This window comes from Streptomyces polygonati, from assembly GCF_042650325.1.
GTDB classification, from domain to species: Bacteria; Actinomycetota; Actinomycetes; order Streptomycetales; family Streptomycetaceae; genus Actinacidiphila; species Actinacidiphila polygonati.
This window is the reverse complement of record NZ_JBHSBB010000018.1, coordinates 1-22,891: the sequence shown is the minus strand read 5'-3', so window position 1 is coordinate 22,891 and position 22,891 is coordinate 1. Positions and strand designations below refer to the sequence as shown.

22 protein-coding genes and 1 riboswitch are annotated in these 22,891 nt (G+C 72.2%); of the genes, 15 read left to right on the top strand and 7 right to left on the bottom strand.

From position 1 onward, the window contains the following. Positions 1 to 93: 93 nt before the first annotated feature. A complete protein-coding gene (locus ACFO3J_RS25380) occupies positions 94 to 1,329 on the bottom strand; it encodes an MFS transporter (RefSeq protein ID WP_386433584.1) in 1,236 nt (411 codons plus the stop codon). A gap of 553 nt (positions 1,330 to 1,882) precedes the next feature. Between ACFO3J_RS25380 and ACFO3J_RS25375 the strand changes: the two genes are divergently transcribed. From ACFO3J_RS25375 to ACFO3J_RS25345, 7 genes are all read left to right on the top strand, one after another. Next, positions 1,883 to 3,049: a phosphoribosylaminoimidazolecarboxamide formyltransferase gene (locus ACFO3J_RS25375; RefSeq protein ID WP_386433582.1), complete on the top strand. Its 1,167-nt coding sequence runs from the start codon at positions 1,883 to 1,885 to the stop codon at positions 3,047 to 3,049. 45 nt (positions 3,050 to 3,094) lie between these two features. Further along, entirely contained in the window at positions 3,095 to 4,372 is a 1,278-nt protein-coding gene (locus ACFO3J_RS25370; protein WP_386433579.1) for a MalY/PatB family protein, read from the top strand. A gap of 92 nt (positions 4,373 to 4,464) precedes the next feature. Beyond that, on the top strand, positions 4,465 to 4,989 hold the full coding sequence (locus tag ACFO3J_RS25365; protein ID WP_386433576.1) for a (2Fe-2S)-binding protein: 525 nt from the start codon (positions 4,465 to 4,467) through the stop codon (positions 4,987 to 4,989). Positions 4,990 to 4,993: 4 nt separating this feature from the next. Beyond that, positions 4,994 to 5,998 carry an FAD binding domain-containing protein gene (locus ACFO3J_RS25360; RefSeq protein ID WP_386433573.1) on the top strand — a complete coding sequence of 335 codons (1,005 nt, stop codon included), beginning with the start codon at positions 4,994 to 4,996 and terminating at the stop codon, positions 5,996 to 5,998. Beyond that, positions 5,995 to 8,190: a xanthine dehydrogenase family protein molybdopterin-binding subunit gene (locus ACFO3J_RS25355; RefSeq protein WP_386433571.1), complete on the top strand. Its 2,196-nt coding sequence runs from the start codon at positions 5,995 to 5,997 to the stop codon at positions 8,188 to 8,190. The genes ACFO3J_RS25360 and ACFO3J_RS25355 overlap by 4 nt, the downstream gene beginning before the upstream one ends. Before the next feature lie 216 nt (positions 8,191 to 8,406). Beyond that, positions 8,407 to 8,940 carry an EF-hand domain-containing protein gene (locus ACFO3J_RS25350; protein WP_386433568.1) on the top strand — a complete coding sequence of 178 codons (534 nt, stop codon included), beginning with the start codon at positions 8,407 to 8,409 and terminating at the stop codon, positions 8,938 to 8,940. Positions 8,941 to 9,055: 115 nt separating this feature from the next. Beyond that, on the top strand, positions 9,056 to 9,946 hold the full coding sequence (locus ACFO3J_RS25345; protein ID WP_386433768.1) for an SAM-dependent methyltransferase: 891 nt from the start codon (positions 9,056 to 9,058) through the stop codon (positions 9,944 to 9,946). Between the two features lie 2 nt (positions 9,947 to 9,948). Here ACFO3J_RS25345 and ACFO3J_RS25340 read toward each other — a convergent pair whose 3' ends face one another. Continuing rightward, complete coding sequence (locus ACFO3J_RS25340) at positions 9,949 to 10,497, bottom strand: hypothetical protein (protein ID WP_386433565.1); 549 nt, start codon at positions 10,495 to 10,497, stop codon at positions 9,949 to 9,951. 33 nt (positions 10,498 to 10,530) lie between these two features. Further along, the gene (locus ACFO3J_RS25335; protein WP_386433562.1) at positions 10,531 to 11,328 is read right to left on the bottom strand and encodes an SAM-dependent methyltransferase; all 798 of its coding nucleotides are present in this window, start codon (positions 11,326 to 11,328) and stop codon (positions 10,531 to 10,533) included. A 245-nt stretch (positions 11,329 to 11,573) separates the two neighbouring features. Then, a riboswitch (SAM riboswitch) is annotated at positions 11,574 to 11,684 on the top strand. 33 nt (positions 11,685 to 11,717) lie between these two features. Here ACFO3J_RS25335 and ACFO3J_RS25330 point away from each other — a divergent pair. The 4 genes from ACFO3J_RS25330 to ACFO3J_RS25315 all read left to right on the top strand — a co-directional run bounded on the left by ACFO3J_RS25330 (position 11,718) and on the right by ACFO3J_RS25315 (position 14,969). Next, the gene (locus ACFO3J_RS25330; RefSeq protein ID WP_386433559.1) at positions 11,718 to 11,852 is read left to right on the top strand and encodes a putative leader peptide; all 135 of its coding nucleotides are present in this window, start codon (positions 11,718 to 11,720) and stop codon (positions 11,850 to 11,852) included. 133 nt (positions 11,853 to 11,985) lie between these two features. Beyond that, positions 11,986 to 13,005 (top strand): amino acid ABC transporter permease, encoded by a 1,020-nt coding sequence (locus tag ACFO3J_RS25325; RefSeq protein WP_386433556.1) that lies wholly within the window; start codon positions 11,986 to 11,988, stop codon positions 13,003 to 13,005. Then, a complete protein-coding gene (locus ACFO3J_RS25320) occupies positions 13,002 to 13,778 on the top strand; it encodes an amino acid ABC transporter ATP-binding protein (RefSeq protein ID WP_386433553.1) in 777 nt (258 codons plus the stop codon). The genes ACFO3J_RS25325 and ACFO3J_RS25320 overlap by 4 nt, the downstream gene beginning before the upstream one ends. A gap of 147 nt (positions 13,779 to 13,925) precedes the next feature. Next, positions 13,926 to 14,969, top strand: a complete 1,044-nt coding sequence (locus tag ACFO3J_RS25315) for a transporter substrate-binding domain-containing protein (RefSeq protein ID WP_386433550.1) — start codon at positions 13,926 to 13,928, stop codon at positions 14,967 to 14,969. Between the two features lie 90 nt (positions 14,970 to 15,059). Here ACFO3J_RS25315 and ACFO3J_RS25310 read toward each other — a convergent pair whose 3' ends face one another. From ACFO3J_RS25310 to ACFO3J_RS25300, 3 genes are all read right to left on the bottom strand, one after another. Beyond that, a complete protein-coding gene (locus ACFO3J_RS25310; RefSeq protein ID WP_386433547.1) occupies positions 15,060 to 15,866 on the bottom strand; it encodes a DUF427 domain-containing protein in 807 nt (268 codons plus the stop codon). 115 nt (positions 15,867 to 15,981) lie between these two features. Further along, a complete protein-coding gene (locus tag ACFO3J_RS25305) occupies positions 15,982 to 16,224 on the bottom strand; it encodes a hypothetical protein (protein ID WP_386433544.1) in 243 nt (80 codons plus the stop codon). Positions 16,225 to 16,370: 146 nt separating this feature from the next. Continuing rightward, positions 16,371 to 16,730, bottom strand: a complete 360-nt coding sequence (locus tag ACFO3J_RS25300) for a DUF6204 family protein (protein WP_386433541.1) — start codon at positions 16,728 to 16,730, stop codon at positions 16,371 to 16,373. Between the two features lie 259 nt (positions 16,731 to 16,989). On the opposite strand from ACFO3J_RS25300, the gene ACFO3J_RS25295 reads away from it, so the two are divergent. Continuing rightward, positions 16,990 to 17,994 carry a zinc-binding alcohol dehydrogenase family protein gene (locus ACFO3J_RS25295; RefSeq protein WP_386433539.1) on the top strand — a complete coding sequence of 335 codons (1,005 nt, stop codon included), beginning with the start codon at positions 16,990 to 16,992 and terminating at the stop codon, positions 17,992 to 17,994. A gap of 32 nt (positions 17,995 to 18,026) precedes the next feature. Here ACFO3J_RS25295 and ACFO3J_RS25290 read toward each other — a convergent pair whose 3' ends face one another. Continuing rightward, positions 18,027 to 20,039, bottom strand: coding sequence for an aconitate hydratase (locus ACFO3J_RS25290; RefSeq protein ID WP_386433536.1), 2,013 nt, complete (start codon positions 20,037 to 20,039; stop codon positions 18,027 to 18,029). Between the two features lie 482 nt (positions 20,040 to 20,521). Here ACFO3J_RS25290 and kdpF point away from each other — a divergent pair, with 482 nt between their 5' ends. The 3 genes from kdpF to ACFO3J_RS25275 form a co-directional block, all read left to right on the top strand. Then, the gene (gene kdpF, locus ACFO3J_RS25285; RefSeq protein WP_386433533.1) at positions 20,522 to 20,611 is read left to right on the top strand and encodes a K(+)-transporting ATPase subunit F; all 90 of its coding nucleotides are present in this window, start codon (positions 20,522 to 20,524) and stop codon (positions 20,609 to 20,611) included. Then, complete coding sequence (gene kdpA, locus ACFO3J_RS25280) at positions 20,611 to 22,275, top strand: potassium-transporting ATPase subunit KdpA (RefSeq protein WP_386433530.1); 1,665 nt, start codon at positions 20,611 to 20,613, stop codon at positions 22,273 to 22,275. The genes kdpF and kdpA overlap by 1 nt, the downstream gene beginning before the upstream one ends. Next, a partial coding sequence (locus ACFO3J_RS25275) for a P-type ATPase (RefSeq protein ID WP_449343654.1) occupies positions 22,275 to 22,891 on the top strand: 617 nt, incomplete at its 3' end. The genes kdpA and ACFO3J_RS25275, both read left to right, overlap by 1 nt.

Below are 22,891 nucleotides of genomic sequence, written 5' to 3'. Positions count from 1 at the left end.
CCGATTCGACCGGAGCTTCGACGGCGGCTTCGACGGCAGGTTCGACGGCAGGTTCGACGGCGGGTTCGACGGGGGCCGGCCGCGCGCCGGCGCTCAGACGGCCGGGCGCCGTACCGACGCGCGCAGCAGCACGGTGCCGGCCGCGCACACCACCAGGACGGTCGGCGCGACGGCCCACCAGCCGTCGGCCACCAGCAGGGCCAGGCTCACCAACGGCGGTCCGGCCAGTGAGCCGAGGCTGCCGATCTGGGCGAGCAGGCCGTTGGCGAGGCCGATGTCGGCCGGGGTGGACACCACCGTCGGGATGGTGGCGAAGGCCGCCGCCACCACGAGTTCGTTGGCCAGCGCGACCAGCAGTCCGCCCACCGCGCTCAGTACGATCCCGCCGGAGTGCAGGAACGCCAGCGCCGTGCCCAGCGGCATCAGCAGGGAGGCCGCGAAGACCTGACGGGCCGGCACCCCGCGGCGCAGCAGCCAGCCGCTGAGGAAGCCGCCGGCCGTGCCGGTCAGGGACACCACCCCGGTCAGCGTCCCCGCCGTCGCCGTGGACGCGCCCAGCGACTCGTGCAGATAGGTCGGCAGCAAGGTGACGACCGCGACGATCGTGCCGCTGGCGGTGGCGAAGCCCAGGGCCAGCAGCACCGGCCGGCGCAGCGTGGGCCACCTGGCCCCCGCCGGGCCGGCCGCTTCGGGCGCGGCCACCGGGGCGGCGGCGTCCTCCAGGCCGGGGGAGCCCAGGGCGGCGACGGCGGCGGCCCCCACGACGATCAGCGTGCCCGCCTGCACGGCCAGCCAGCCCCGCCAGCCGATCGCCGAGGAGACCAGGCCGCCGGCGAACAGCCCCAGCGCGAGGCCGACCGGGAAGAAGGTGCCCCAGACCGCCAGCGCGGTGATCCGCCGTACGCCGTCGCCCATCGCGATGATCACCGCGGGGGCGGCCACCACCACGGCGACGTACCCGACGCCCTCCGCCAGCCGGGTCGCGATCATCGGCCCGAAATGGTGCACGCGCGACTCCGTGAACCCGGCACCGGCCATGACGACGCAGCCGCCCAGCAGCGCCCAGCGCAGCGCGAGCCGGCCGACGAGATAGCTCACCGGGATGCCGAACAGCGCCGCGACCGCCGTGATCGAACTGGTCACCAGCGCCATCCGGTCGAGGGACAGGCCGAGCGAGGCCCGCATCTGCACCGAGACCGGCGCCATCTTGCCGAGGCCGGTGGCCGCCAGCACCCCGCAGAGGTAGACGAGCGAGAACCGCGACCACCAGGTCCATGACCAGGACGGGCTGTGCGGCCCGGCGGAGGCGCCGGGGAGATCGGACGTCATTTTCTTCGGCGGCCCTCGTGTGGAGAATTATCGGCCGTCCGCCCATTCCGGGCACCGGCGCACGGACTGATGATCGTAGCCAGGGGCGGGACGCCGAGGCAAGGAGACGTCGATCATTTCCGGGCCGCCCGGCCGGAGTGCGCCGAGAGTAATTCCGGCGGATGAATACCGGCCATCCCCAGAATCCGACCAAGCTGGCGAAAACGGACGATAGCGGAAAGGTGTCGCCCCGATAGAAACGACAGTAGGACTATCGGGGGTAGCCGCCGGGCGACAACCGGTGGCACCCTGGGCATCCCGTACCAACCGAATTCCCAACGAGGGTCCATTACGGCGGCCGAAGGTGGCCCGGAGATTCCCGCCCGGCGTGCGGTGTCGCGCCGGCGCTGTCTTCGGAAGCCGGGCGCGCGTTCGGTAGCGCGCCGGCCGGAGATCCGCCCCCGCGGCCGTTCCGCCGCCACGTCCGCGCCGGGCAGTCGGCGGCCGGCGGCCGGCGGAACGGCCGCGGCACCGGTCCGGCGGACCATCCGATGTCGGCAGGGGAGAAGCACGCATGTCCAGCGGCCACACCAGCCTTCGACTGCGATACGGCCTCAACCCGCAACAAGCGGCGGCCGGGGCGACGACACCCGACGGCGGGCCGCTGCCCTTCTCGGTGCTGGCCGGCGCCCCGTCCGTGCTGAACCTGCTGGACGCCCTGCAGGGCTGGCAGCTCGTCCGGGCGGCCGGCGACGCCCTCGGGCGGCCGGCGGCCGCGTCGATCAAGCACGTCTCCCCGGCCGGGGCCGCCGTCGCCGGCGAACTCGACGCGGTGACCCGGGCGACCTTCCGGCTGGAGGACACGACCTCGGCCCTGGCGAGCGCCTACGCCCGGGCCCGGGACTGCGATCCGCGCTCCTCCTACGGCGACATGGTCGCCCTGTCCGAGCCGGTCGACATGGCCACCGCGCGACTGCTGGCCCGGGTGGTCTCCGACGGCGTCATCGCGCCGGACTACGAGCCCGGGGTGCTGGCGGTGCTGGCCCGCAAGAAACGCGGCGCCTTCCTCGTCCTGCGGATGGACCCCGCGCACAAGCCGCCCGAACAGGAGGTCAGGGACGTCTTCGGCGTACGCATCACGCAGGACGCCGACCCGCTCGTCCTGGACGAGCGGGCACTCGGCGAGGATGTCCCCTTCTCCCCGGATGTGCGCCGCGACGCCGTCCTGGGGCTGATCGCGGCACGCCACGCGCAGTCCAACTCGGTGGTGTACGTGGCGGGCGGCGCCACCATCGGCGTCGGAACCGGCCAGCAGTCCCGGGTGGACTGCGTCCGGCTGGCCGGTGAGAAGGCCGACCGGTGGCGGCTGCGGCGCCATCCGCTGGTGGCGGCCACCCGCTTTCCGGACGGCGGCTCGCTCCAGGACCGGGTCAACGGCGTGATGCGGCTGGTCGAGGGCGACCTCACTCCCGAAGAGACCGCCGCGTTCGCCGCCTTCCCGCAGCCGGCCCGGGCGCTCGACGCCGAGGAGAAACGGGACTGGCTGCCGGGGCGCACACCGTGCACCCTCGCCTCGGACGCCTACCTGCCGTTCCGGGACAACGTCGATGTGGCGGCCCGGCACGGCGTCCGCCACATCGTCGAGGGCGGCGGCGCCCGGCGCAGCGCGGACGTCGAGGCGGCCTGCGCGGAGCACGGCATCGAACTGGTCCGCACCGGGCTGCGGTTGTTCCACCACTGAGGCACCACCGCCGACATCACCAGCGACATCCGGGAGGGGAGGGGAATGCCGAAGAGCCCGCCGGGCGGCCGCGACGCACCGGCCGAGTCAAGCGGAGCGCCCGCGCCCGCGCCGCCCGCCCAGGTCGTGCGCCCGCCCGCGCCGCCCGTCCCGCCCGGATTCGACGACGTGCGGATCGAGGAGCTCCTGAGCCGGCGCACCCTGAAATGGGGGCGGCACGGCGCCGGCGTGCTCGGCGCCTGGATCGCGGAGATGGACTTCCCCCTCGCGCCCGCCGTCCGCCGGGCGCTGCACGACGCCGTCGAGCGCGGCGAGACCGGCTACCCGCTGCGCGACATCCGCACCGGGCTGCCGGTCGCGTGCTCCGACTGGCTCGGCCGGACCTTCGGCTGGCCGGTCCCGGCCGAGTGGATCTTCCTGCTGCCCGACGTACTGGCCGGCATCGGACTCGGCATCGACTTCTACAGCCGCCCCGGCAGCGCCGTCGTGGTGCCGACCCCGGCCTATCCGCCGTTCTTCGAGGTCGCCGCCGCGCAGGGCCGGCAGGTGGTCGAAGTGCCGCTGACTTCCGACAGCGGACGGCCCGCGCTGGACCTCCCGGCGATCGGGGCGGCGCTGGCGGCCGGCGCCGGGACCGTACTGCTGTGCAATCCGCACAACCCCTCGGGGCGGGTCCTCACCTCCGGCGAACTGCTGGCCCTCAGCCGCACCGTCGCGGAGGCCGGCGCCCGTGTGATAGCCGACGAGATCCACGCGCCGCTCACCTACGCCGGGCACGAGCACGTGCCCTACGCCTCCGTCTCGCCCGAGGCGGCGGCCCACACCGTCACGCTCACCTCCGCCTCCAAGGGCTGGAACCTGGCCGGCCTCAAGTGCGCCCAGGCGGTGCTGAGCAACGAGGGCGACGTGGCGCGCTGGCGTACCGTGCCCTTCCACCGCCGGCACGGGGCGAGCACCCTCGGTATCGCCGCGAGCATCGCCGCCTACACCGAGGGCGACCCCTGGCGGCGGGAACTCGTCGGCTATCTCGACGCGAACCGCCGCTTCCTGGCCGGCGTGCTGGACCGCGAACTGCCCGCCGTCGGGCACCGGTCGCCCGAGGCCACCTACCTGGCCTGGCTCGACTGCCGGGGCCTGCCGCTCGACGACCCGGCGGAGCACCTGCTGCGGCACGGACGGATCGCGCTCAGCGACGGGCGGGTGTTCGGAGCGGCCGGCCGCGGCTTCGTCCGGCTCAATTTCGCCACCTCCCGGCCCATCCTCGAACGCGTCGTCACAGCGCTGGTCGACACGCTCGGCGCTGTGCCGCGGCGCGATCCGTGAACCGGCGACAGCGCCGACAGCGCCGACAGCGCCGGAACGTACGGCACTTGCGGCGCCTCCGACCTTCCGTACGAGAGTCAGGGTGGTAGTCCATGGCAGGGGAGACGTCAGCGGCGACGGAACTCGGACCGCGGTTCGCCGAGGTCGTCGAGGTGGCCTGCGCGGTCAACGGCGAGGCGGTGCTGCTGCCGCTCGACCCGCGCGAGTCGCTGCTGGACGTGCTGCGCGAGCGGCTCGGACTGACCGGTGCCAAGAAGGGCTGCGACCACGGACAGTGCGGGGCCTGCACGGTCCACCTCGACGGGCGCCGCGTCCTGTCCTGCCTGACCCCGGCGGTCCAGGTACGGGACCGGGCCGTCACCACCATCGAGGGGCTCGCCGGACCCGACGGCACCCCGCACCCGGTCCAGCGCGCCTTCATCGAGCATGACGCCCTCCAGTGCGGATACTGCACCCCGGGCCAGATCATGTCGGCGGTGGCGTGCCTCGCCGAGGGCCACACCCGTGACGACGACGAGATCAGGGAGTATCTCAGCGGCAATCTGTGCCGCTGCGGCGCTTACGCCGGGATCCTGGCCGCGGTCCGGCAGGCCGCCCGCGCGGGCAGCGAGGACTGAGCCGGTGCGACCCTTCGGCTACGCGGAGCCGGCCACCCTCACCGAGGCCGTCGAGGCACTGGCGGCCGGCGGACCCGGCACCCGTGTGCTGGCCGGCGGGACCACGCTCTACGACCTGATGAAGCTGGGTGTGGAGCGGCCGGCGGCCGTGGTCGACGTCCACCGCCTCGCGGAGCTGGCCGGCTTCGACACCGCCGGGCCGGACGAACTCCTCTTCGGGGCCGGCGCGCTGATGGCCGATGTCGCCGAGGACGTGGTCCTGCGCCGCGACTACCCGGCACTGGCCGAGTCCCTGTCCAAGGCCGCCTCCCCGCAGGTGCGCAACCGCGCCACGGTCGGCGGCAATCTGCTCCAGCGCACCCGGTGCGGGTACTTCCGCGGCGGCCCGCCGTTCCCGTGCAACAAGCGCCGGCCGGGCAGCGGCTGCGCGGCGCGCGACGGCCTGGACCGGGGCCACGCGGTCCTGGGCACCAGCGACGCCTGCCGGGCCGCGTATCCCGGGGACTGGGCGGTGGCGCTGCTCGCCTTCGACGCCGAACTGGACCTGCTCGGGCCGCGCGGCGCCCGGACGATCCCGCTGGCCGCGCTGCACCGGGAACCGGGAGACACACCGCAGCGCGACCACAACCTCGCCGGGGACGAACTCGTCGTACGCATCAGGGTCCCCGCCACCGCGACGGGGCGCGGCTCCGTCTACCACAAGGTCAGGGACCGCGAGTCGTACGCCTTCGCCCTGGTGTCCGTGGCGGCCGCCGTCCGCCTCGACCACCACGGGACGGTCCGGGACTGCCGTATCGCGCTGGGCGGCCTGGCCACCCGCCCCTGGCGCGCCCACGCCGCCGAACAGACCCTGCTGGACCGTCCGTTGACCGTGGACACCGCCGAGGAGGCCGGGCAGGCCGCGCTGGCCGGCGCCCGCCCCGGCACGCACAACGGCTACAAGGTGGCGCTCGGCGTCCGCACCGTCGCGGACGCGCTGCACGCCGCCGGACGCCGGGCCGCCGCGTGAACGGCCCGGCGCCCGGCGCTCCCCGGCGGGTGGACGCCTACGACAAGGTCACCGGCCGGACCCGGTACAGCGGCGACCACGCCCCGCCCGGCCTGCTGCACGCCATGCTGGCCACCGCCACGATCGGCAGGGGGCGGGTCGTCGAGGTACTGACCGAGGACGCCCTGGCCGTCCCCGGCGTACGCCTGGTGCTCACCCGGCTGGACCAGGACCGGGTCCGCCCGCCCGGCTTCCCGATGACCGGCGCCGGCTACGGGTTCCAGAGCCTGCAACCGCTGCTGGACGACCGGATCGCCTACCGCGGCCAGCCCATCGCACTGGTGGTGGCCGACACCCTGCTGGCGGCCGTCGAGGCGGCCCGGCTGGTGGAGGCCCGCTACCTGGCCGAACCGGTGGCGGTCACCCTCGACGCCGAGGGGGCCGAGACCGTGTCGCAGGGGGCGGAGCTGGGCCGCGTCGCGCGGTTCGCCGACCTGGAGGTGGGGGACGCCGACGCGGCCTTCGCCGCCAGCGCGGTCCGGATCGACGCCATGTTCGATTTCGCCCCGCAGCACCACGCCCCGATGGAACTGCTGGCCACCGTGGTCGAATGGCACGGCGAGCGGCTCGTCGTCCACGAGTGCACCCAGAACACCGGCGCCGTACGGCACGGCCTGGCCCGAGTGCTGGGCCTCGACCCGGCCCGGATCGAGGTCATCAGCCCACAGGTGGGCGGCAGCTTCGGCCAGAAGACCTGGCTCCAGCCGCATGTCGCCCCGCTCGCGGTGGCCGCCGCCCGGCTCGGCCGGCCGGTCAAGTTCGTCATGCCCCGCGGCCAGACCTTCCTCGCCGCCAGCTTCCGCCCGGCCAGCCGGCACCGGATCCGGATGGGCGCCGACGCCTCGGGGCGGCTGACCGCCGCCATCCAGGAGACCCGGCAGCAGACCTCCCGGCACGACCTGTTCGCCTCCGACTACCCCGCCGTCACCTCCCGTCTCTACGGCATCGGCCATTTCCGCGGCACCCAGCACCTGACCCGGACCGACGTCCCCACCCCCGGCTTCATGCGTGCCCCCTTCGAGCACGTCAGCACCTTCGCCTTCGAGTCGGTCGTCGACGAGATCGCCTGCGCCACCGGCCGCGACCCGGTCGAACTGCGGCTGGCCAACGACACCGCCGTCGACCCGGTCACCGGGAACCCTTTCTCCTCCCGCCATCTCGCCGCGTGCCTGCGGCGCGGCGCCGAGCTGTTCGGCTGGGCCGCCCGCACACCGGCCCCGGGGTCGATGCGCGACGAGGACGGGACCGCGGTCGGCTGGGGAGTGGCGGCCGGCGCCTACCGCGCCTCCGCCGCGCCCGGGGTGGCCCGGCTGAGCGCGGACGCCGAGGGCCGGGTCGGCGTCGACGTCACCGGGCACGAGATGGGCCAGGGGCTGGGCACCGCGGTGGCCCGTACGATCGCCCTCGACCTCGGGATACCGGCCGGCGCGGTGCGGGTCGGTCTGGGCGACACCCGGCAGGTGCCGCAGCACCTGACCGCCGGATCCTGGGGCACCGCCACCGCGCTGCCCGCCGTCCACGCGGCGCTGCGGCTGCTGCGCGACCGGCTCGGCGTACCCGACGCCGGCCCGGTCGACCTGGCCGCGGCGGTCGCCGCGACCGGCCGGCCGCGGATCGTGGTCGAGGCCGTCACCCGGGCCGCCGCGCAGTCCGCCAAGGCCCTGGACCGGCTGCACGCCGGTCTGTCCGCCCCGGCCGGGCCGGAGTACCCCGGCTTCTCGGCCTTCAGCTTCATCGCCCACTTCGCCGAGGTCCGGGTCACCCCCGGAACCGGCCGCGTCCGCGTCTCCCGCGTCGTCAGCGTCGTGGACTGCGGCCGGGTCGCCAGCCCGGTGACCGCGCTCAGCCAGGTGCGCGGCGGTGTGGTGTGGGGCATCGGCGCGACGCTGCGCGAGGGCAGCGAGCCCGACCCGCGCTACGGCGGCTTCCTGAACACCGACCTGGCCGAGTACGTCATCCCGGTCCACGCCGATGTCGGCCGGATCGAGGTCGACTTCATCGACGAACCCGATCCCCGGCTCAACGCGCTCGGCGTCAAGGGAGCCGGCGAGGTGGCCTTCGTCGGGGTGGCCCCCGCCATCGCCAACGCCCTCCACCACGCGACCGGCCGCCGCCACCGCAGGCTGCCCATCCGGCTGGAGGACGTCATGTGAGCGGCCGTCGTAGCCGCCCCTCGCCCCTCGCCGCCCGGCCATGTGCGGGATCGCTGGGCCGAGCGTCTGCCGGTGAAGTAAACATCATATGAGCGCAGTTCACACCTTCAGGTGCCTTGGGCCCGCTGGCGGGGCGTTCCGCCGGACGGCGGCCGGACAGTGGAACGGCCAGACCGACTCCGCTTCCCCGGTGAGTGAAAGAAAGGTGACCGACCCATGCGCGAAGAGGCGATCAGCCGTGTCGCACTCGTCTTCTCCCTGTTCGACGCCAACGGCAACGGATATCTCGACGCCGACGACTTCACCCTCATGGCGGGCCGCGTCAATCTGGCGGCCCGCGACTCCGACGAGCCGGCCAAGGCCGCGATGCAGGCCGCTTTCCGGCGGTACTGGACGACCCTGCTCGCCGAACTGGACGCCGACCACGACGGCCGGGTGAGCTTCGACGAGTACACCGCCTGCGTACTGTCGCCCGAGCGTTTCGACGCGACGATCGCCGACTTCGCCGAGTCGCTCGGCGCACTGGGGGACCCGGACGGCGACGGGCTGATCGAACGCCCGCTCTTCGTCTCGCTGATGACGGCGATCGGCTTCGAGCGCCCGAACATCGACGCGCTGTTCGACGCCTTCGGACCGTCCGACGCCGACCGGATCCAGGTGAGGACCTGGGTCGAGGGCATCAAGGACTACTACGCCCCCGACAAGGCGGGCATCCCCGGCGACCATCTGGTCGGGGACCCGGTGGGCTGAGTACGCCGCCGGGCCGGGTGGCTCCGGCACGAAGGCGCCGGCAGGGCAGCTCCAGGACGAAGGCCGGAAGACCAGGACCTTGACGACGAGCCGCGACGACGAAGGGGGAGACGGCATGGCCGGCACGGAGCAGCGGAACACCGGGATCAAGGGGGGTGTCGGCCTGACCGCCCTCATGGTCGCCGCCGCCCGGGCGATCGAGACCCACCGCGCGGACGCCCTGGCGCGGGATGTCTACGCGGAGCACTTCGTACGCGCCGCGCCGGCGTCCGCGAGCTGGCCGGTCCGCCCGCAGGAGGTCCCGCAGGGGGAGGCGAACCCGCTCTGGGGGCGGCTGGCGCGCTACTTCGCGCTGCGCACCAGGGTCTTCGACGATGTGCTGCTCAGCGCGGCCCGCGCGGGCGCCCGCCAAGTGGTCCTCCTCGGGGCGGGGTTGGACTCGCGGGCCTACCGGCTCGACTGGCCGGCCGGCTGCTCCGTCTACGAGATCGACAGCGAGGAGGTGCTCACCTTCAAGCGCGGTGTGCTCGGCGGGATGGGGGCCGCTCCCCGGGCGACACGCATACCGGTCGCCGCCGATCTGCGCACCGACTGGGCCGCCGCGCTCATCGGCGCCGGGTTCGACCCGGCCACCGCGAGCACCTGGCTGGCCGAAGGACTGCTGCTCTACCTTCCCCCGGCCGCCGAGCGCCGACTCATCGCCACCGTCGACCGGTTGACGGCCGGGGGCGGCACATACAGCTGCGAAGTGAAACTCAGCAGGGACGACAATCCGCTCTACCCCTCGACCAAAGCCCAGATCGGGGTCGACCTGCTCGCGCTGTTCGACCCCGACCCGCGCCCCGACTCGGCCGGCGATCTGACGGACAGGGGCTGGTCCACCTCGGTCCGTACGCCCTTCGAGTTCAGCCGCCACCACGGCCGCGGCCCGCTCCCCGAACCGAACGACTCATTGGCGGGCAACCGATGGGTCTTCGCCGCCAAACCCCCCTCAGGCCGCCGCTGACGTCATCCCCAGGGATTCCGGACGCGCCGCACGGCAGCTCCGACCGCCGCGGCCGGAATCCCGAATCCGGCGAAGTCGACCTGCCGGTCCGGCCATCCGAGCCTCAGCTCGGCCGCCCCACCCGTAGGCAGTCCACGCACCCAGTAGACCAGCTCCCAACGGGGCCCTGACTGCATGGCGCCCAGACGCAGCGCGGATCGCTGGCGCGAGCCCGGCGAGGGCCGCTCCGGACCGCGCAGGTTCCGCGTGATCGTGCCGTCGGGATATCCGATCTCCACATGCAGGCGTCCCGGCATCGGCTCGTCGTCGCCGTGCATGATCCGGCGCAGTTCGAGCCTTGCGGATTCCGGGGTGGCACTGGCGCGGAAGCGCACGTCGATCATGACCAGCAGCCCGGTGGAGAAGACCTGGATCCACGGCACGATCACGGCGGTGGACGGACCGCGGCAGATGAACGGCGGCCCTGCCACGAAGGCGCCGATCTCGTCCTCGGGAGGCTGTGCGCCGGGCGGATCGCCGGCCGGACCGATCCTGATGATTCCCTCGTTCATCTGCCTCCCGTCCCGGAACGGCGCGCTGCGGGGTCAGCCGGTCTTGCGGGCCACGCCGCCGTAGAAGCCGATCTCGCGGGAACGGGCGGGCGGTTGGGTGTCGGGGCGCCAGAAGGGGACCTGGGCCAGGCCGGGTTCCAGCAGTTCGAAGCCGTCGAAGAACCGCTCGATCTGGGCGTGGGAGCGCAGGTTCAAGGTGGCGGTGGCGTTTTTGTAGACCGCCTGGGCCTCGGTGCGGTCGGCGAAGTCGCCGGTGGCGTGCGAGAGCACCAGGAAGCTGCCGGCCGGCAGCGCGTCGCGCAGCGTGGCGACGACCTGCTCGGGCCGCTCCGCCTCGGTCAGGAAGTGCAGGATGGCGACGAGGAGCAGGGCGACCGGCTCGCCGAAGTCGATGACCCGGCGGACCTCGGGGTGGTCCACGATGGCCCGCGGGTCGCGCAGATCGGCGAGCACGATGCTGGTGGCGCCGGACGGGCTGAGGAGCGCGTTGGCGTAGGTGTTCACGATCGGGTCGTTGTCGACGTAGGCGATGCGTACGTCCGGCGCCACTTCCTGGGCTATCTCGTGCACGTTCGGCGAGGTGGGCAGCCCGGTGCCGACGTCGAGGATCTGCCGGACGCCGCTGCCGATCACATACCGGACCGCGCGCTGCAGGAAGGCGCGGTTGGCCCGCACACCGATCCGCACCTCGGGCGCGGCGAAGGCGAGCTGGTTGCCGGCCTCGCGGTCGACCTCGTAATTGTCCTTGCCGCCCAGCAGGTAGTCGTAGATCCGCGCGGGATGCGGCCTGCTGGTATCGATCTCCTCGGCGCGGAAGCCGTTCTGCGTCACGCTGCGCTCCTCTCGACTGCCGCCGCGGCGCCCCCCACCTGCGACTGGCTGGCAACAGTTTCCCACATCAACTTCGCTGCCCGGCCACGTAGTTCCCTCCTCCTTCCGGCCGCCCTCCCCGCGTGCCACCGGTCCGCCCGCCCACCCGTCGGGGGCCGTTCACCGCTGGTGAAGCCGCCGTCACCGAACGCCCGTCGGAATGCAGGGCATTGCCCAAAGCTCACTGAGCGGTTAGCGTGAATCCTGGTTATGAGCGTCAGCCTCAAGCCCTGGCCGGCTGACCAGCGACCCCCCGACGCGGTGGGGTGCTCCAGGTGACAACCCGGCGGGACGGACACGTCCCGCAAGCGCGAGGCCCGCTGGGGCCCGGGGATGGCGAGGTGATCCGCATGCAGGTACGACGCTCCGGCAACGGCGGCACGTCAGGTCCGCGCGGGTTCGCCCAGCTCATGGTGGCCCGGCGCCACGTCGACCTGCTCCGGGTGAGCAGCGCACTGTGTCCGGGGATATCCCCGGTCTGTTGACCGTGCCCGCGCCGTAACCGGCGCCGAGTTACCGCACGTCTCCCGTCGTCCGGCCACGCCCCCACCCCGCACGTCACCACGCCGCCGTCCACGGCGCGGTGCCGCGCTCCCATGGGACGGAAAGCACACCGCCATGAGCAGCCCTGACATCTCCGCGCGCACCTCCACCGCGCCGGAACCACCGCCCCCGACGCCCGAGGGGCCCCCACCGGCTGCCCCCGGCCGCCCCAGCGACGAGCAACTGCTGGCCGCGAAGCTGGTCCGGCTGCGCCACCCCGGCCAGTGGGTCTCCGCCCTCGCCGTGCTGGTGCTCCTCGCGATGCTGGTCAACACGGTGCTGACCAACAAGCGGTTCCAGTGGGGCACCGTCGGCGACTACTTCCTGAACGGGTCGATCGTGCACGGGCTGGAGCTGACGCTCTGGCTCACCGCCGCGGTGATGGCCACCGGCTATCTGCTCGGGATCGGCGTCGCCGCGATGCGGCTGTCGCGCAACCCGGTCCTCAGTTCGCTGAGCTTCGCCTTCGTCTGGCTGCTCCGCTCCGTCCCGCCGCTGGTGCAGCTGCTCTTCTGGTACGAACTCGCCTCGCTGTACCCCCAGTTGTCGCTCGGCATCCCGTTCGGGCACGCCTTCGTCACGGTGCGGACCGCGCATCTGTTCAGCGGCATCCTCGCCGCGTACGTCGGACTCAGCCTGGATGTCGCGGCCTTCTCCTCGGAGATCGTCCGGGGCGGCATCCTGTCCGTCGACCACGGCCAGACCGAGGCCGCCCAGGCGCTCGGCCTCGGCAGCGTGCGGATCTTCCGCAAGATCGTGCTGCCGCAGGCGATGCCGGCCATCGTGCCGGCCTCGGGCAATCTGCTGATCGGGATGCTCAAGGCGACCTCGATCGTCAGCGTCATCGCGGTGCAGGACCTGCTCTACTCCTCGCAGCTGATCTACAACCAGAACTACCTGATCATCCCGCTGCTGCTGGTGGCGACACTCTGGTACATCATCCTCACCACACTGCTGTCCATCGGGCAGTTCTTCGTCGAGCGCTACTACGCCCGGGGGACCAACCGCGGCGGCGGCAAGGGCTTCTGGCAGCTCTTCCGGGGCAATGTGCCGCTGCTCGGCCGGACCGGCAAGGAACTGGCGGGGCTGTCATGACCGAGGAGACCACCGAGCCCCTGGTACGGATCAGGGGACTGCGCAAGAGCTTCGGCACGCACCTGGTGCTGGACGGTGTCGATCTCGACATCCGCCTCGGCGAGGTCACCGTCCTGCTCGGCCCCTCCGGATCGGGCAAGTCCACCCTGCTGCGCACCATCAACCACCTGGAGCGGCCGGACGCCGGCTTCGTCCAGGTGGGCGGCGGGATCATCGGTTACCGCTACCGGAACGGCCGGCTGCACGAACTGGGGAACCGCGCCATCACCCGGCAGCGCGCCCGGGTCGGCATGGTCTTCCAGCAGTTCAACCTCTTCCCGCACCTCACCGTCCTGGACAACATCGTCGAGGCGCCGATCGCGGTGCACGGCGTGCCGCGCAAACAGGCCGCCGCCAGGGCCCGCGAACTGCTGGAGCGGGTCGGCCTGGCCGGCCGGGAGGGCTCCTACCCCCGGCAGCTGTCCGGCGGCCAGCAGCAGCGCGTCGCCATCGCCCGCGCGCTGGCGATGGAACCGGAACTGCTGCTGTTCGACGAGCCCACCAGCGCACTCGACCCGGAGCTGGTCGGTGAGGTCCTCGCGGTGATGAAGGATCTCGCCGACAGCGGGATGACCATGATCGTGGTCACTCATGAGATCGGCTTCGCCCGCGAGGTCGCCGACACCATGGTCTTCCTGGACGGCGGCCGGATCATCGAGTCCGGCCCGCCCGCGGAGGTCCTCGCCAATCCGCGCCACGAGCGGGCCCGCGCCTTCCTCGCCGCGGTGCTCTGACACCTTCGCCGCCCCTTTCCCTCCCGTCCCTCCCACCCTCGCCAGCGGTTTCCGCCCCTTCGCGCTACCCCCTTGCCTGTCGGCACCCGCCGGCACCCGCCGACCCTGTGCCATCCCTGCCCTTGTCACCTCTGGAAAGGAACGACCGTGACGACCGACGGACGCCCCGCCCGCCACGTCTCCCGTACGGCCCTGTCCCGTACGGCCCTTACCGCGACCGGCGCCGCCGCCGTCCTCGCCCTGCTCTCCGCCTGCGGCTCCGGTTCCGGCACGGCCGACGCGCAACCGTCGGGCAGCGCGCCGGCCGCGTCCTCGTCGTCCTCTTCGTCCTCGTCGTCGTCCGCTGCGTCCGGGGCCGGGTCGACGGCGATCCCGACCGAGGACGTCGTCTCGGCGATCCAGGCCGACCCGGCGCTGAGAGCGGAACTGCCGAAGGAGATCCAGAGCCGCGGCAGCGTCATCCTGGGCACCAGCCGGGTCGTGGGCACCTCCGGCCTGCCGCACGGCGGCCAGGACACCAGCGGCAAGACGGTCGGCCTCGACATCGACCTGCGTGACGCGATCGGCAAGGTGCTCGGTGTCACCTGGGACGTGCGGTACGGCACCTTCCCCACCGTGATCCCCGGTGTGCAGAACGGGAAGTACGACGTCGGGCAGGACAACTTCGGCGCCACCAAGGCCCGCGAGCAGGTCATCGACTTCGCCACCTATCTCAACGACGGCCAGTCCTTCCTCGGCGCCAAGGACATCAAGACCGACGCGGTGACCGGCCTCACCGATCTGTGCGGCTACACCGTCGCCACCAGTCCGGGCTCGACCTTCCAGCAGATCCTCACCGACGGGGCGGCCAAGTGCGCCGCGGCCGGCAAGAGCCCGTACAAGGTGCAGTACTTCAACGACATCGCGCCGATCATCCTCGGCCTGAGCAACGGCAAGGTGGACATCTACTTCGGCCCGACGCTGAGCCTGAAGTACGAGGCGCTGCACGTGCCGAACACCAAGTACCTCGGCCAGATCAGCACCACGCCGGTCGGGTTCGTCACCGCGAAGAAGTCACCGATCGCCAAAGCCCTCAGCGACGCGGTGAACAAGCTGATCGCCAGCGGCGACTACGCCAAGATCTTCGCCAAGTGGGGTGTGACCGGCACCGGCGTCACCACCTCGGTGGTCAACCCGCCCACCACCTTCTGAACCGGCGGCCACCGCGACGGCGCGGGTACCGGGCTCGGGGTACCCGCGCTCAACTGCCGGTGCGAGCCGTGACTCCACTCGATCCGGGGGTCAGGCGCGCTGCTTCTTGTCCCAGTCGGCCCGGGTGAGCGGCTCGGGCCGGGGCTGGAGGACACCGTCCACGTACAGATCGACCCGCTCGTTGTAGAACGCGACCCTTCCGGCGATGGGCGCCACCGCGACGGTCGGGAAGTCGTACGCCCAGACCAGGTCGTCGTGGCTGCCCGATTCGCTGACATAGGACCAGTAACCGCTGGTCCGGCCCTTGTACGGGCACTCGGTCACGGTCTGCGGCGCGGGCCGGAGCAGCGTCCAGTCCACGTAGGTGCGCTCCAGGTAGTAGCGGGTCGGCAGGCCCGTCTCGAAGACCATGACGGCGCCCGGGGCGTCGGCCAGGACGGTGCCGTCGACCTCGACCCGCACGCTGCGGCCCGAACGGACCGCGTCGACCCGGACGTACGGGTTCCTCGGGTGGACGAAGACCTGCTCCTCTTCCTCGTACCAGGCGTCGATGGCCTCCCACTGGAAGCGGGCGGTCCCGACGATCGCGCTGGGCGCGCCCTCCGCCCAGACCCAGGCCGCCCCGCGGCGCGTCTCGCCACCCGCGCGCAGGCTGTGCCGCCGGGCGGGCCCGGGGCTCAGCCGCCCGGCCCGCTCCTCATCGATCAGGACGGCGTCGGTCAGATCCTCGACGGGGACGCAGTACTGCGGATAGGCGGGCCATTCCCAGAGGTAGAGGGCGCGCTGGGTGTCGAAGACGGTACGGCCGCCGACCTGGCCGCGAACGCGCCGCGGCACCGGCTCGACATGTCCGACCGGGACGAGGTGGGCCGGATAGTTCGCGGTCCCGTCGTTCATGGATCGATTCCTCTCGTTGCCGCGCGCCGGAGTCAGGCCACGCACCGATCGTAGCCAGCGAGCCCGCCGATCCCCGGAGGCGCGGCCCAGCCCGCCCAGGCGGGCCACCGGATCTTCAGGGTGAGCCTCGCCTCCGGCGCCGTGTTCGGGCCGGGCTACGCCATGACGCCGCCGACGTCCCCGAGCCCTGGTAGCAGGTGATGGTCCAGCCCGAGTGATCGCCCATGTGGGTGACGGCGAAGTCGCAGTCCACGGCGCCGCCCGGCTGGGGACCGGCCGAGGCGGGGGTCGCCGCGATCAGGCCGCCGGCGCCGAGGGCGAGGGCGGCGAGAGCGGAGATGACGTGTCCGGCGCGCAAGAGGTGCCTCCACGGGGTCCGGGGCCGGACCGAGCCGCCCGGCTCAGGCCGATGCCAGGGTCTGTCGTTTGGATCTCCGTGGAGGAAGCGGGAGGGTTGTCCTGATTCCCCCTGCCGGGCGGGTGGCCGGAAGCGGGCGTTGGGGGTCAGGCGTCCTTGCGGGCCGCGGCGCGGCGCTGGCGTTTGCCCAGGGGGGCCTGGGAGAGGTCCTCGGCCTGGGACCGCAGGTTCTTGTAGCCGTAGCCGCGCTCGGTCAGCCATGCCTTCGCCGCCTGCTCGGCGCGTTCGGCCGCGGCCAGGATGTCCTCCTCCGCCTCGCCCGACTCCTGGAAGCGGAAGGTGAAGGCCGACCGGGCGGCGAGGTCGTAGCTGAGGTGCCCGCCGGGGGTGAAGGCCGCGTGCAGCGTGTCGTGTTCCGCGGCGCGGGCGAGGAGTTCGGCGCGCTGCTCCGGCCGGAGCCCGTCGAAGACACCGCGGACGGCGACGCGGAAGATGCGAGTGGTCATCCGCCGACCCTATGGAGCGGAAGGGCCCGGCTCCACCGGGTTTTCCGCGGCCTCGGCGTGTCCGGCCGCGCTCGCGGGCGCCCGGCCCGCGCGGAGGCTAACTTTCCTTCGTCGGACCCGTCTCCTCGGACCCCTCTGCTCGGACCGGTGTCGTCGGCACCGTTTCGTCCGGAGCCGCACGGTGGACCGGACGGAGTCGGAACGAGGTAGGACGCCGGCGACCGCCGGCCACGGGGCGAACCGTCCGAAGGAGCACGTGATGACCACCACCATGCGCGCGATCGCCTCCTACAAAGGGCTGCCGATCGACGACCCGGAGAGCCTGCTGGACGTCGATGTGCCGCTTCCCTCGCTGCGGCCGCGCGATGTCCTGGTGCGGGTCCGGGCCGTATCGGTGAACCCGGCGGACGTGAAGTCGCGGGCCGACCTCGCGGACGGCAAGGACCCGAAGATCCTGGGTTTCGACGGGGCGGGCGTGGTGGAGGAGGTCGGGCCGGAGGTGACCACCCTCTCGGTGGGGGACGAGGTCTGGTACGCGGGGGACGTCACCCGGCAGGGAGCCAACGCCGACCTGCAGGCCGTGGACGAACGGATGGTGGCGGCCAAGCCCGTCTCCCTGAGCTTCGCCGAAGCGGCCGCGATGCCGCTGACGACGATCACCGCGTGGGAGACGCTCTTCGACCGCTTCGGGCTGACCGCCGACTCCACCGGCACCCTGCTCGCGCTGGGCGGGGCCGGCGGCGTCGGATCGATCATGATCCAGCTCGCCAAGGAACTCACCGGGGTCCGCGTGCTGGCCTCCGCCGGCCGGCCGGAGTCCCAGGAGTGGGTGCAGCGGCTCGGCGCCGACGACACCGTCGACCACCACGATCTCGTCGCGTCCACCACCGCGGCGGCCCCCGAAGGCGTGGACTATCTGTTCAGCCCGCACTCACGGGGCAATATCGAGGCGTTCGCCGAGATCGTGCGGCCGTTCGGGCACATCACCGCCATCGACGAACCCGAAGGACTGGATCTGCTGCCGCTCAAGCCCAAGAGCATCTCCTGGCACTGGGAGCTGATGTTCACCCGGTCCATCTATCAGACCGACGACATGATCGAGCAGAAGAGGCTGCTGGAGAAGGTCGCCGCCCTGGTGGACCGGAAGCGGATCCGCACCACGCTCACCAGGACCGTCGACGACTTCTCCGCCGCCGGCCTGCGCGAGGCGCACCGGCTGGTCGAGACCGGCCGCACCACCGGCAAGGTCGTCGTCACCCGCTGAGACCGTCCGCCCCGGCGCAGCCCCTCAGCCCCTCAGCCGCCCGCCGTGCCGCCGGACACCTCGGCGGCCAGCGCGGCGATGGCGCCTCCGGCGCGTACCGTGGCGCGGCGGTGCTCGGGCAGGCGGTGACGCACCTCGTAGGACTGATGGCGGGTGGTGTTGCGGACGACGAGTCCGGGTTCCGCGTCGGGGGCGAGAGCCGCGTGGAGCCCCTCGAAGTGCAGTTCGTCGCCCTGCTGGATGTGGTCGTAGTCGGACGGGTCGTCGAATTCCAGGGCCAGGACGCCGAAGTTGGCGAGGTTCTGCCAGTGGATACGGGCGTAGGACTTGGCGATCACCACCCGGAGCCCCAGATAGCGCGGGGTGAGGGCGGCGTGTTCGCGGGAGGAGCCCTGCCCGTAGTTGTCGCCGCCGACGACGACGTGTCCGCTGCTCCCGCCGATGTCCCGCTGCTTCGCCGCCAGCCGGGGATAGCCGGGGTCGATCCGGGTGAAGGTGAAGTCGGCGAGCTTGGGGATGTTCGAGCGGTAGGGCAGCGCCCTGGCGCCGGCGGGTGAGATCTCGTCGGTGGAGACGTCGTCACCGGCCTTCAGCAGCACCGGCACATCCATCGCGTCGGGCAGCGGATCGAAGTCGGGGAGGGCGGAGATGCCGGGGCCGCGGTCGAGTTCGACCCGGGAGGCCTCCTCGGGCGGCAGCGGCGGCTCCAGCATCGCGTTGTCCGCCGGCTCCCTGTCCAGCGCGCTCACCGACGGCCGGGCGAAGCCGTTGCTCGCGGCCCAGTCGCGCGGGTCGGTGATGGCGCCGGTCAGCGCGGAGGCGGTGGCGGTCTCCGGCGAGCAGAGCCAGACCGCGTCGTCCTCGGTGCCGGAGCGGCCGGGGAAGTTGCGCGGGAAGGTCCGCAGGGAGTTGCGGCCGGTGGCCGGCGCCTGACCCATCCCGATGCAGCCCAGGCAGCCCGCCTGGTGGATGCGGGCGCCGGCCGCGATCAGCTCGAACATGGCTCCGGAGCGGGTGAGGTCCTGGAGGGTGTCCCGCGAGGTCGGATTGACGTCGAAGCTCACACCGGGCGCGGTCTGCCGCCCGGTGACCATGGCCGCCGCCATGGCGAAGTCGCGCAGACCCGGATTGGCCGACGAACCGATGACCGCCTGGTCGCAGCGGGCACCGGCCACCTCGCGGACCGGTACGACATTGCCCGGCGATGTCGGGCGGGCGATCAGCGGTTCGAGACCGGACAGGTCGATCTCCTCCACCAGGTCGTAGCGCACGTCCCGGTCCGCGGTGACCGCCCGGAACGCGTCCTGCCGGCCCTCGCTGCGCAGGAAGTCGCGCACCGCCTCGTCGGCGGGGAAGACGCTGGTGGTGGCGCCGAGTTCCGCGCCCATGTTGGCGATCACATGCCGGTCCATGGCGGTCAGCGAGGCCAGGCCGGGGCCATGATATTCGATCACCCGGTTCACCGCGCCCTTGACGCCGTGGCGGCGGAGCATCTCCAGGACGACGTCCTTGGCGCTGACCCAGTCGGGCAGCTCGCCGGTGAGCCGGACGCCCCAGATCTCCGGCATGGTGATCCGCAGCGGGTGACCGGCCATGGCCATCGCCACCTCCACGCCGCCCGTGCCCACCGCGAACATGCCGAGCGATCCGGCGGCGCAGGTGTGCGAGTCGGACCCGGCGAGTGTCTTGCCGGGGACGCCGAAGTGCTGCATGTGGAGCGGGTGCGACACGCCGTTGCCGGGCTTGGAGTACCAGACGCCGAAGCGGCGGGCGGCCGAGCGCAGGAAGGCGTGGTCCTCGGCGTTGCGCTCGTCGGTCTGCAGGATGTTGTGGTCCACGTACTGCACGCTGACCTCGGTGCGCACCCGATCGAGCCCGATCGCCTCCAGCTCCTGCATCACCAGGGTGCCGGTGGCGTCCTGGGTGAGTGTCTGGTCGATCCGCAGCCCGATCTCCTCGCCGGGCTCCATGCTCCCCTCGACGAGGTGGTCGGCGATGATCCGGTGCGCCACGCTTCCGTTCGTTCTCGGCCTGCTTCCGGCCATGGATGTGCCTCCCGCTCGATTGGACGCGACGTCCGGGGTTCCGCACGAAGATCATCCCCAGTTGCCCCCGCCCTTAAGGGGATCGAACGGGTGATTTCGTGGCATATCGTCCCAAGTCCGACCATATGCCTGGACCACGGGCCTGCCGGACCGCTGGCCCAGCAGCCGCTGACACCCGCCGTGTTGCGGCGCCGCCGGGGTGCGCCCGATGCCCGGCGCCGTCGTCCCGGCCGGTGAACGCTCCTGTCGGGGCGGGCCGTTGGCGCTCGACGGATGCGGACGCGGTCGCGCACCCCTTATTGCGGCGTAAGGGTCGGTAAACGCCCGGCCCCGGTGAGGCTGCCGGAAGTTTCACCGTGCCTGTGCTGCTCTGTACCCGCGCCGTTTCATCACGTTTCCTACCGTATGACCTCCGGGAGTGTCCCACGCATGCCAGATACGGCCTTCGTCACCGCCCCCCTTCTCCGGAGGGCGGAACGGCTGTGAGCCCGGACAACATCGTCGGCCTCATCGTGGCCGGTTTCCTGCTCGTCTTTCTCGTACTGGCGTTGATCTTCCCGGAGAAGTTCTAGTGAGCGACACTCTCGCGGGCCTGCTCCAGATCCTCGCGCTGGTGGCCGCGCTGGCCCTGTCGTACCGGCCGTTGGGCGACTACATCGCCCATCTGCTCACCTCGGCGCGGCATCTGCGCGGCGAGCGGTTCGTCTACTGGCTCGGCGGGGTGAACGGCGACGCGGATCAGCGCTGGCCGGCCTATCTGCGCAGTGTGCTCGCCTTCTCCGTGATGTCGGTGCTGTTCCTGTACGGATTCCAGCGGCTGCAGGACCACTTCCTGCTGTCCATCGGGATGCGGGCGGTCCCGTCGGCCACCGCGTTCAACACCGCGGCCTCCTTCGTCACCAACACCAACTGGCAGTCGTACTCGGGCGAGTCCACGATGGGCCACCTGGTCCAGATGATGGGCCTGGCGGTGCAGAACTTCCTGTCGGCGGCCGTCGGCATCGCGGTGGTGGCCACCTTGATCCGCGGGTTCACCCGCAGCCGCGCGGACCGGGTCGGCAACTTCTGGGTCGACCTGACCCGTATCACCGTACGGCTGCTGCTCCCGATCGCTCTCGTCTTCGCCATCGCACTCGTCGCCTCCGGTACGGTGCAGAACCTCCACGGCGCGCACCAGATCAGCACCCTGGTGGGCGACAAGCAGGCGATCACCGGCGGTCCGGTCGCCTCGCAGGAGGCGATCAAGGAGCTGGGCACCAACGGCGGGGGCTTCTACAACGCCAACTCCGCCCACCCGTTCGAGAACCCCAACGCCTTCACCAACTGGCTGGAGACCTATCTGCTGCTGGTGATCTCCGTGTCACTGCCGCGCGCCTTCGGCACGATGGTCGGCGACCGCCGCCAGGGCTACGCGATCCTCGCCGTGATGGCGCTGATCTGGGCCGCGTCGGTGACCGTCATCACCATCAACGAGCTGAACAGCGTCAGCAGCACCGCCGGCCACCTCGCGGACGGGATGACGGAGGGCAAGGAGCAGCGCCTCGGCGTCTGGGCGTCGGCCCTGTTCGCCGCGTCCACCACCCTCACCTCGACCGGCGCGGTGAACTCGTTCCACGACTCCTTCACCCCCGGCGGCGGCGGTATGACGATCTTCAACATGATGCTCGGCGAGGTCGCGCCCGGCGGTACGGGTTCGGGTCTCTACGGCATCCTCGTCCTGGCGATCATCGCGGTCTTCGTGGCCGGTCTGATGGTCGGCCGGACCCCGGAATACCTCGGCAAGAAGCTCGGCGCCCGGGAGATTAAGTTCGCCTCGCTCTACATCCTCACCACTCCCGCGATCGTCCTGGTCGGCGCCGGCGTGGCGATGTCGCTGCGCGGCGAACGCGCGAACATGCTCAACTCCGGCCCGCACGGCTTCTCCGAGGTGCTCTACGCCTTCACCTCCGCGGCCAACAACAACGGCTCCGCGTTCGCCGGCCTGACCGTGACCTCCAACTGGTGGAACACCGCGACGGCTCTGGCCATGCTCTTCGGCCGTTTCCTGCCGATGTTCTTCGTGCTGGCACTCGCCGGTTCGCTCGCCGAGCAGCAGCCGGTCCCGGTGACCGCGGGCACACTGCCCACCCACCGCCCGCAGTTCGTCGGACTGCTCACCGCCGTGATCCTGATCGTCGTCGGGCTCACCTACTTCCCGGCCCTCGCGCTGGGTCCGATCGCGGAAGGTCTGCACTGATGCCTCCGAGCAGCGTCGAACCACCGCCGCCACCCGGAGACGGAGACGGGGACGGGCCGGGCCCGGGGGAGCAGGGGCGGGAGTCGCAGCAGCCGCACCGTGTCTCCGGCGGCCTCCTCGACCCGAAGCAGGTGCTCGTCTCCCTGCCGGACGCCGCGAAGAAGCTCGATCCGCGCGTCATGGCCAGGAATCCGGTCATGTTCGTGGTCGAGGTCGGCGCCGTCCTCACCACCGCGCTGGCCATCAAGAACCCGAGTGTCTTCGCCTGGGTGATCACCGTCTGGCTCTGGCTGACCGCGGTCTTCGCCAATCTGGCCGAGGCGGTGGCCGAGGGCCGGGGCAAGGCGCAGGCCGAGACGCTGCGCCGCAGCAGGACCGAGACCGTCGCCCGCCGGCTGACCGACTACCGCCGGGGCGCGGCCGGGTCCGGGGCGGCGCTCCGCGAGGAGGAAGTGCCCGCGGCCGAACTGCGGCTCGGCGACCATGTGGTGGTCGAGGCCGCGCAGGTCATTCCCGGGGACGGCGATGTCGTCGAAGGAGTCGCGTCCGTCGACGAGTCGGCCATCACCGGTGAGTCCGCGCCGGTCATCCGCGAGTCGGGCGGCGACCGCAGCGC

Bases quoted from the DNA above. Each gene is read 5' to 3' on its own strand.
- ACFO3J_RS25380 (WP_386433584.1), bottom strand. From the start codon at position 1,329: ATGACGTCCGATCTCCCCGGCGCCTCCGCCGGGCCGCACAGCCCGTCC.
- ACFO3J_RS25375 (WP_386433582.1), top strand. From the start codon at position 1,883: ATGTCCAGCGGCCACACCAGCCTTCGACTGCGATACGGCCTCAACCCG.
- ACFO3J_RS25370 (WP_386433579.1), top strand. From the start codon at position 3,095: ATGCCGAAGAGCCCGCCGGGCGGCCGCGACGCACCGGCCGAGTCAAGC.
- ACFO3J_RS25365 (WP_386433576.1), top strand. From the start codon at position 4,465: ATGGCAGGGGAGACGTCAGCGGCGACGGAACTCGGACCGCGGTTCGCC.
- ACFO3J_RS25350 (WP_386433568.1), top strand. From the start codon at position 8,407: ATGCGCGAAGAGGCGATCAGCCGTGTCGCACTCGTCTTCTCCCTGTTC.
- ACFO3J_RS25345 (WP_386433768.1), top strand. From the start codon at position 9,056: ATGGCCGGCACGGAGCAGCGGAACACCGGGATCAAGGGGGGTGTCGGC.
- ACFO3J_RS25340 (WP_386433565.1), bottom strand. From the start codon at position 10,497: ATGAACGAGGGAATCATCAGGATCGGTCCGGCCGGCGATCCGCCCGGC.
- ACFO3J_RS25330 (WP_386433559.1), top strand. From the start codon at position 11,718: ATGCAGGTACGACGCTCCGGCAACGGCGGCACGTCAGGTCCGCGCGGG.
- ACFO3J_RS25325 (WP_386433556.1), top strand. From the start codon at position 11,986: ATGAGCAGCCCTGACATCTCCGCGCGCACCTCCACCGCGCCGGAACCA.
- ACFO3J_RS25320 (WP_386433553.1), top strand. From the start codon at position 13,002: ATGACCGAGGAGACCACCGAGCCCCTGGTACGGATCAGGGGACTGCGC.
- ACFO3J_RS25310 (WP_386433547.1), bottom strand. From the start codon at position 15,866: ATGAACGACGGGACCGCGAACTATCCGGCCCACCTCGTCCCGGTCGGA.
- ACFO3J_RS25300 (WP_386433541.1), bottom strand. From the start codon at position 16,730: ATGACCACTCGCATCTTCCGCGTCGCCGTCCGCGGTGTCTTCGACGGG.
- ACFO3J_RS25295 (WP_386433539.1), top strand. From the start codon at position 16,990: ATGACCACCACCATGCGCGCGATCGCCTCCTACAAAGGGCTGCCGATC.
- ACFO3J_RS25290 (WP_386433536.1), bottom strand. From the start codon at position 20,039: ATGGCCGGAAGCAGGCCGAGAACGAACGGAAGCGTGGCGCACCGGATC.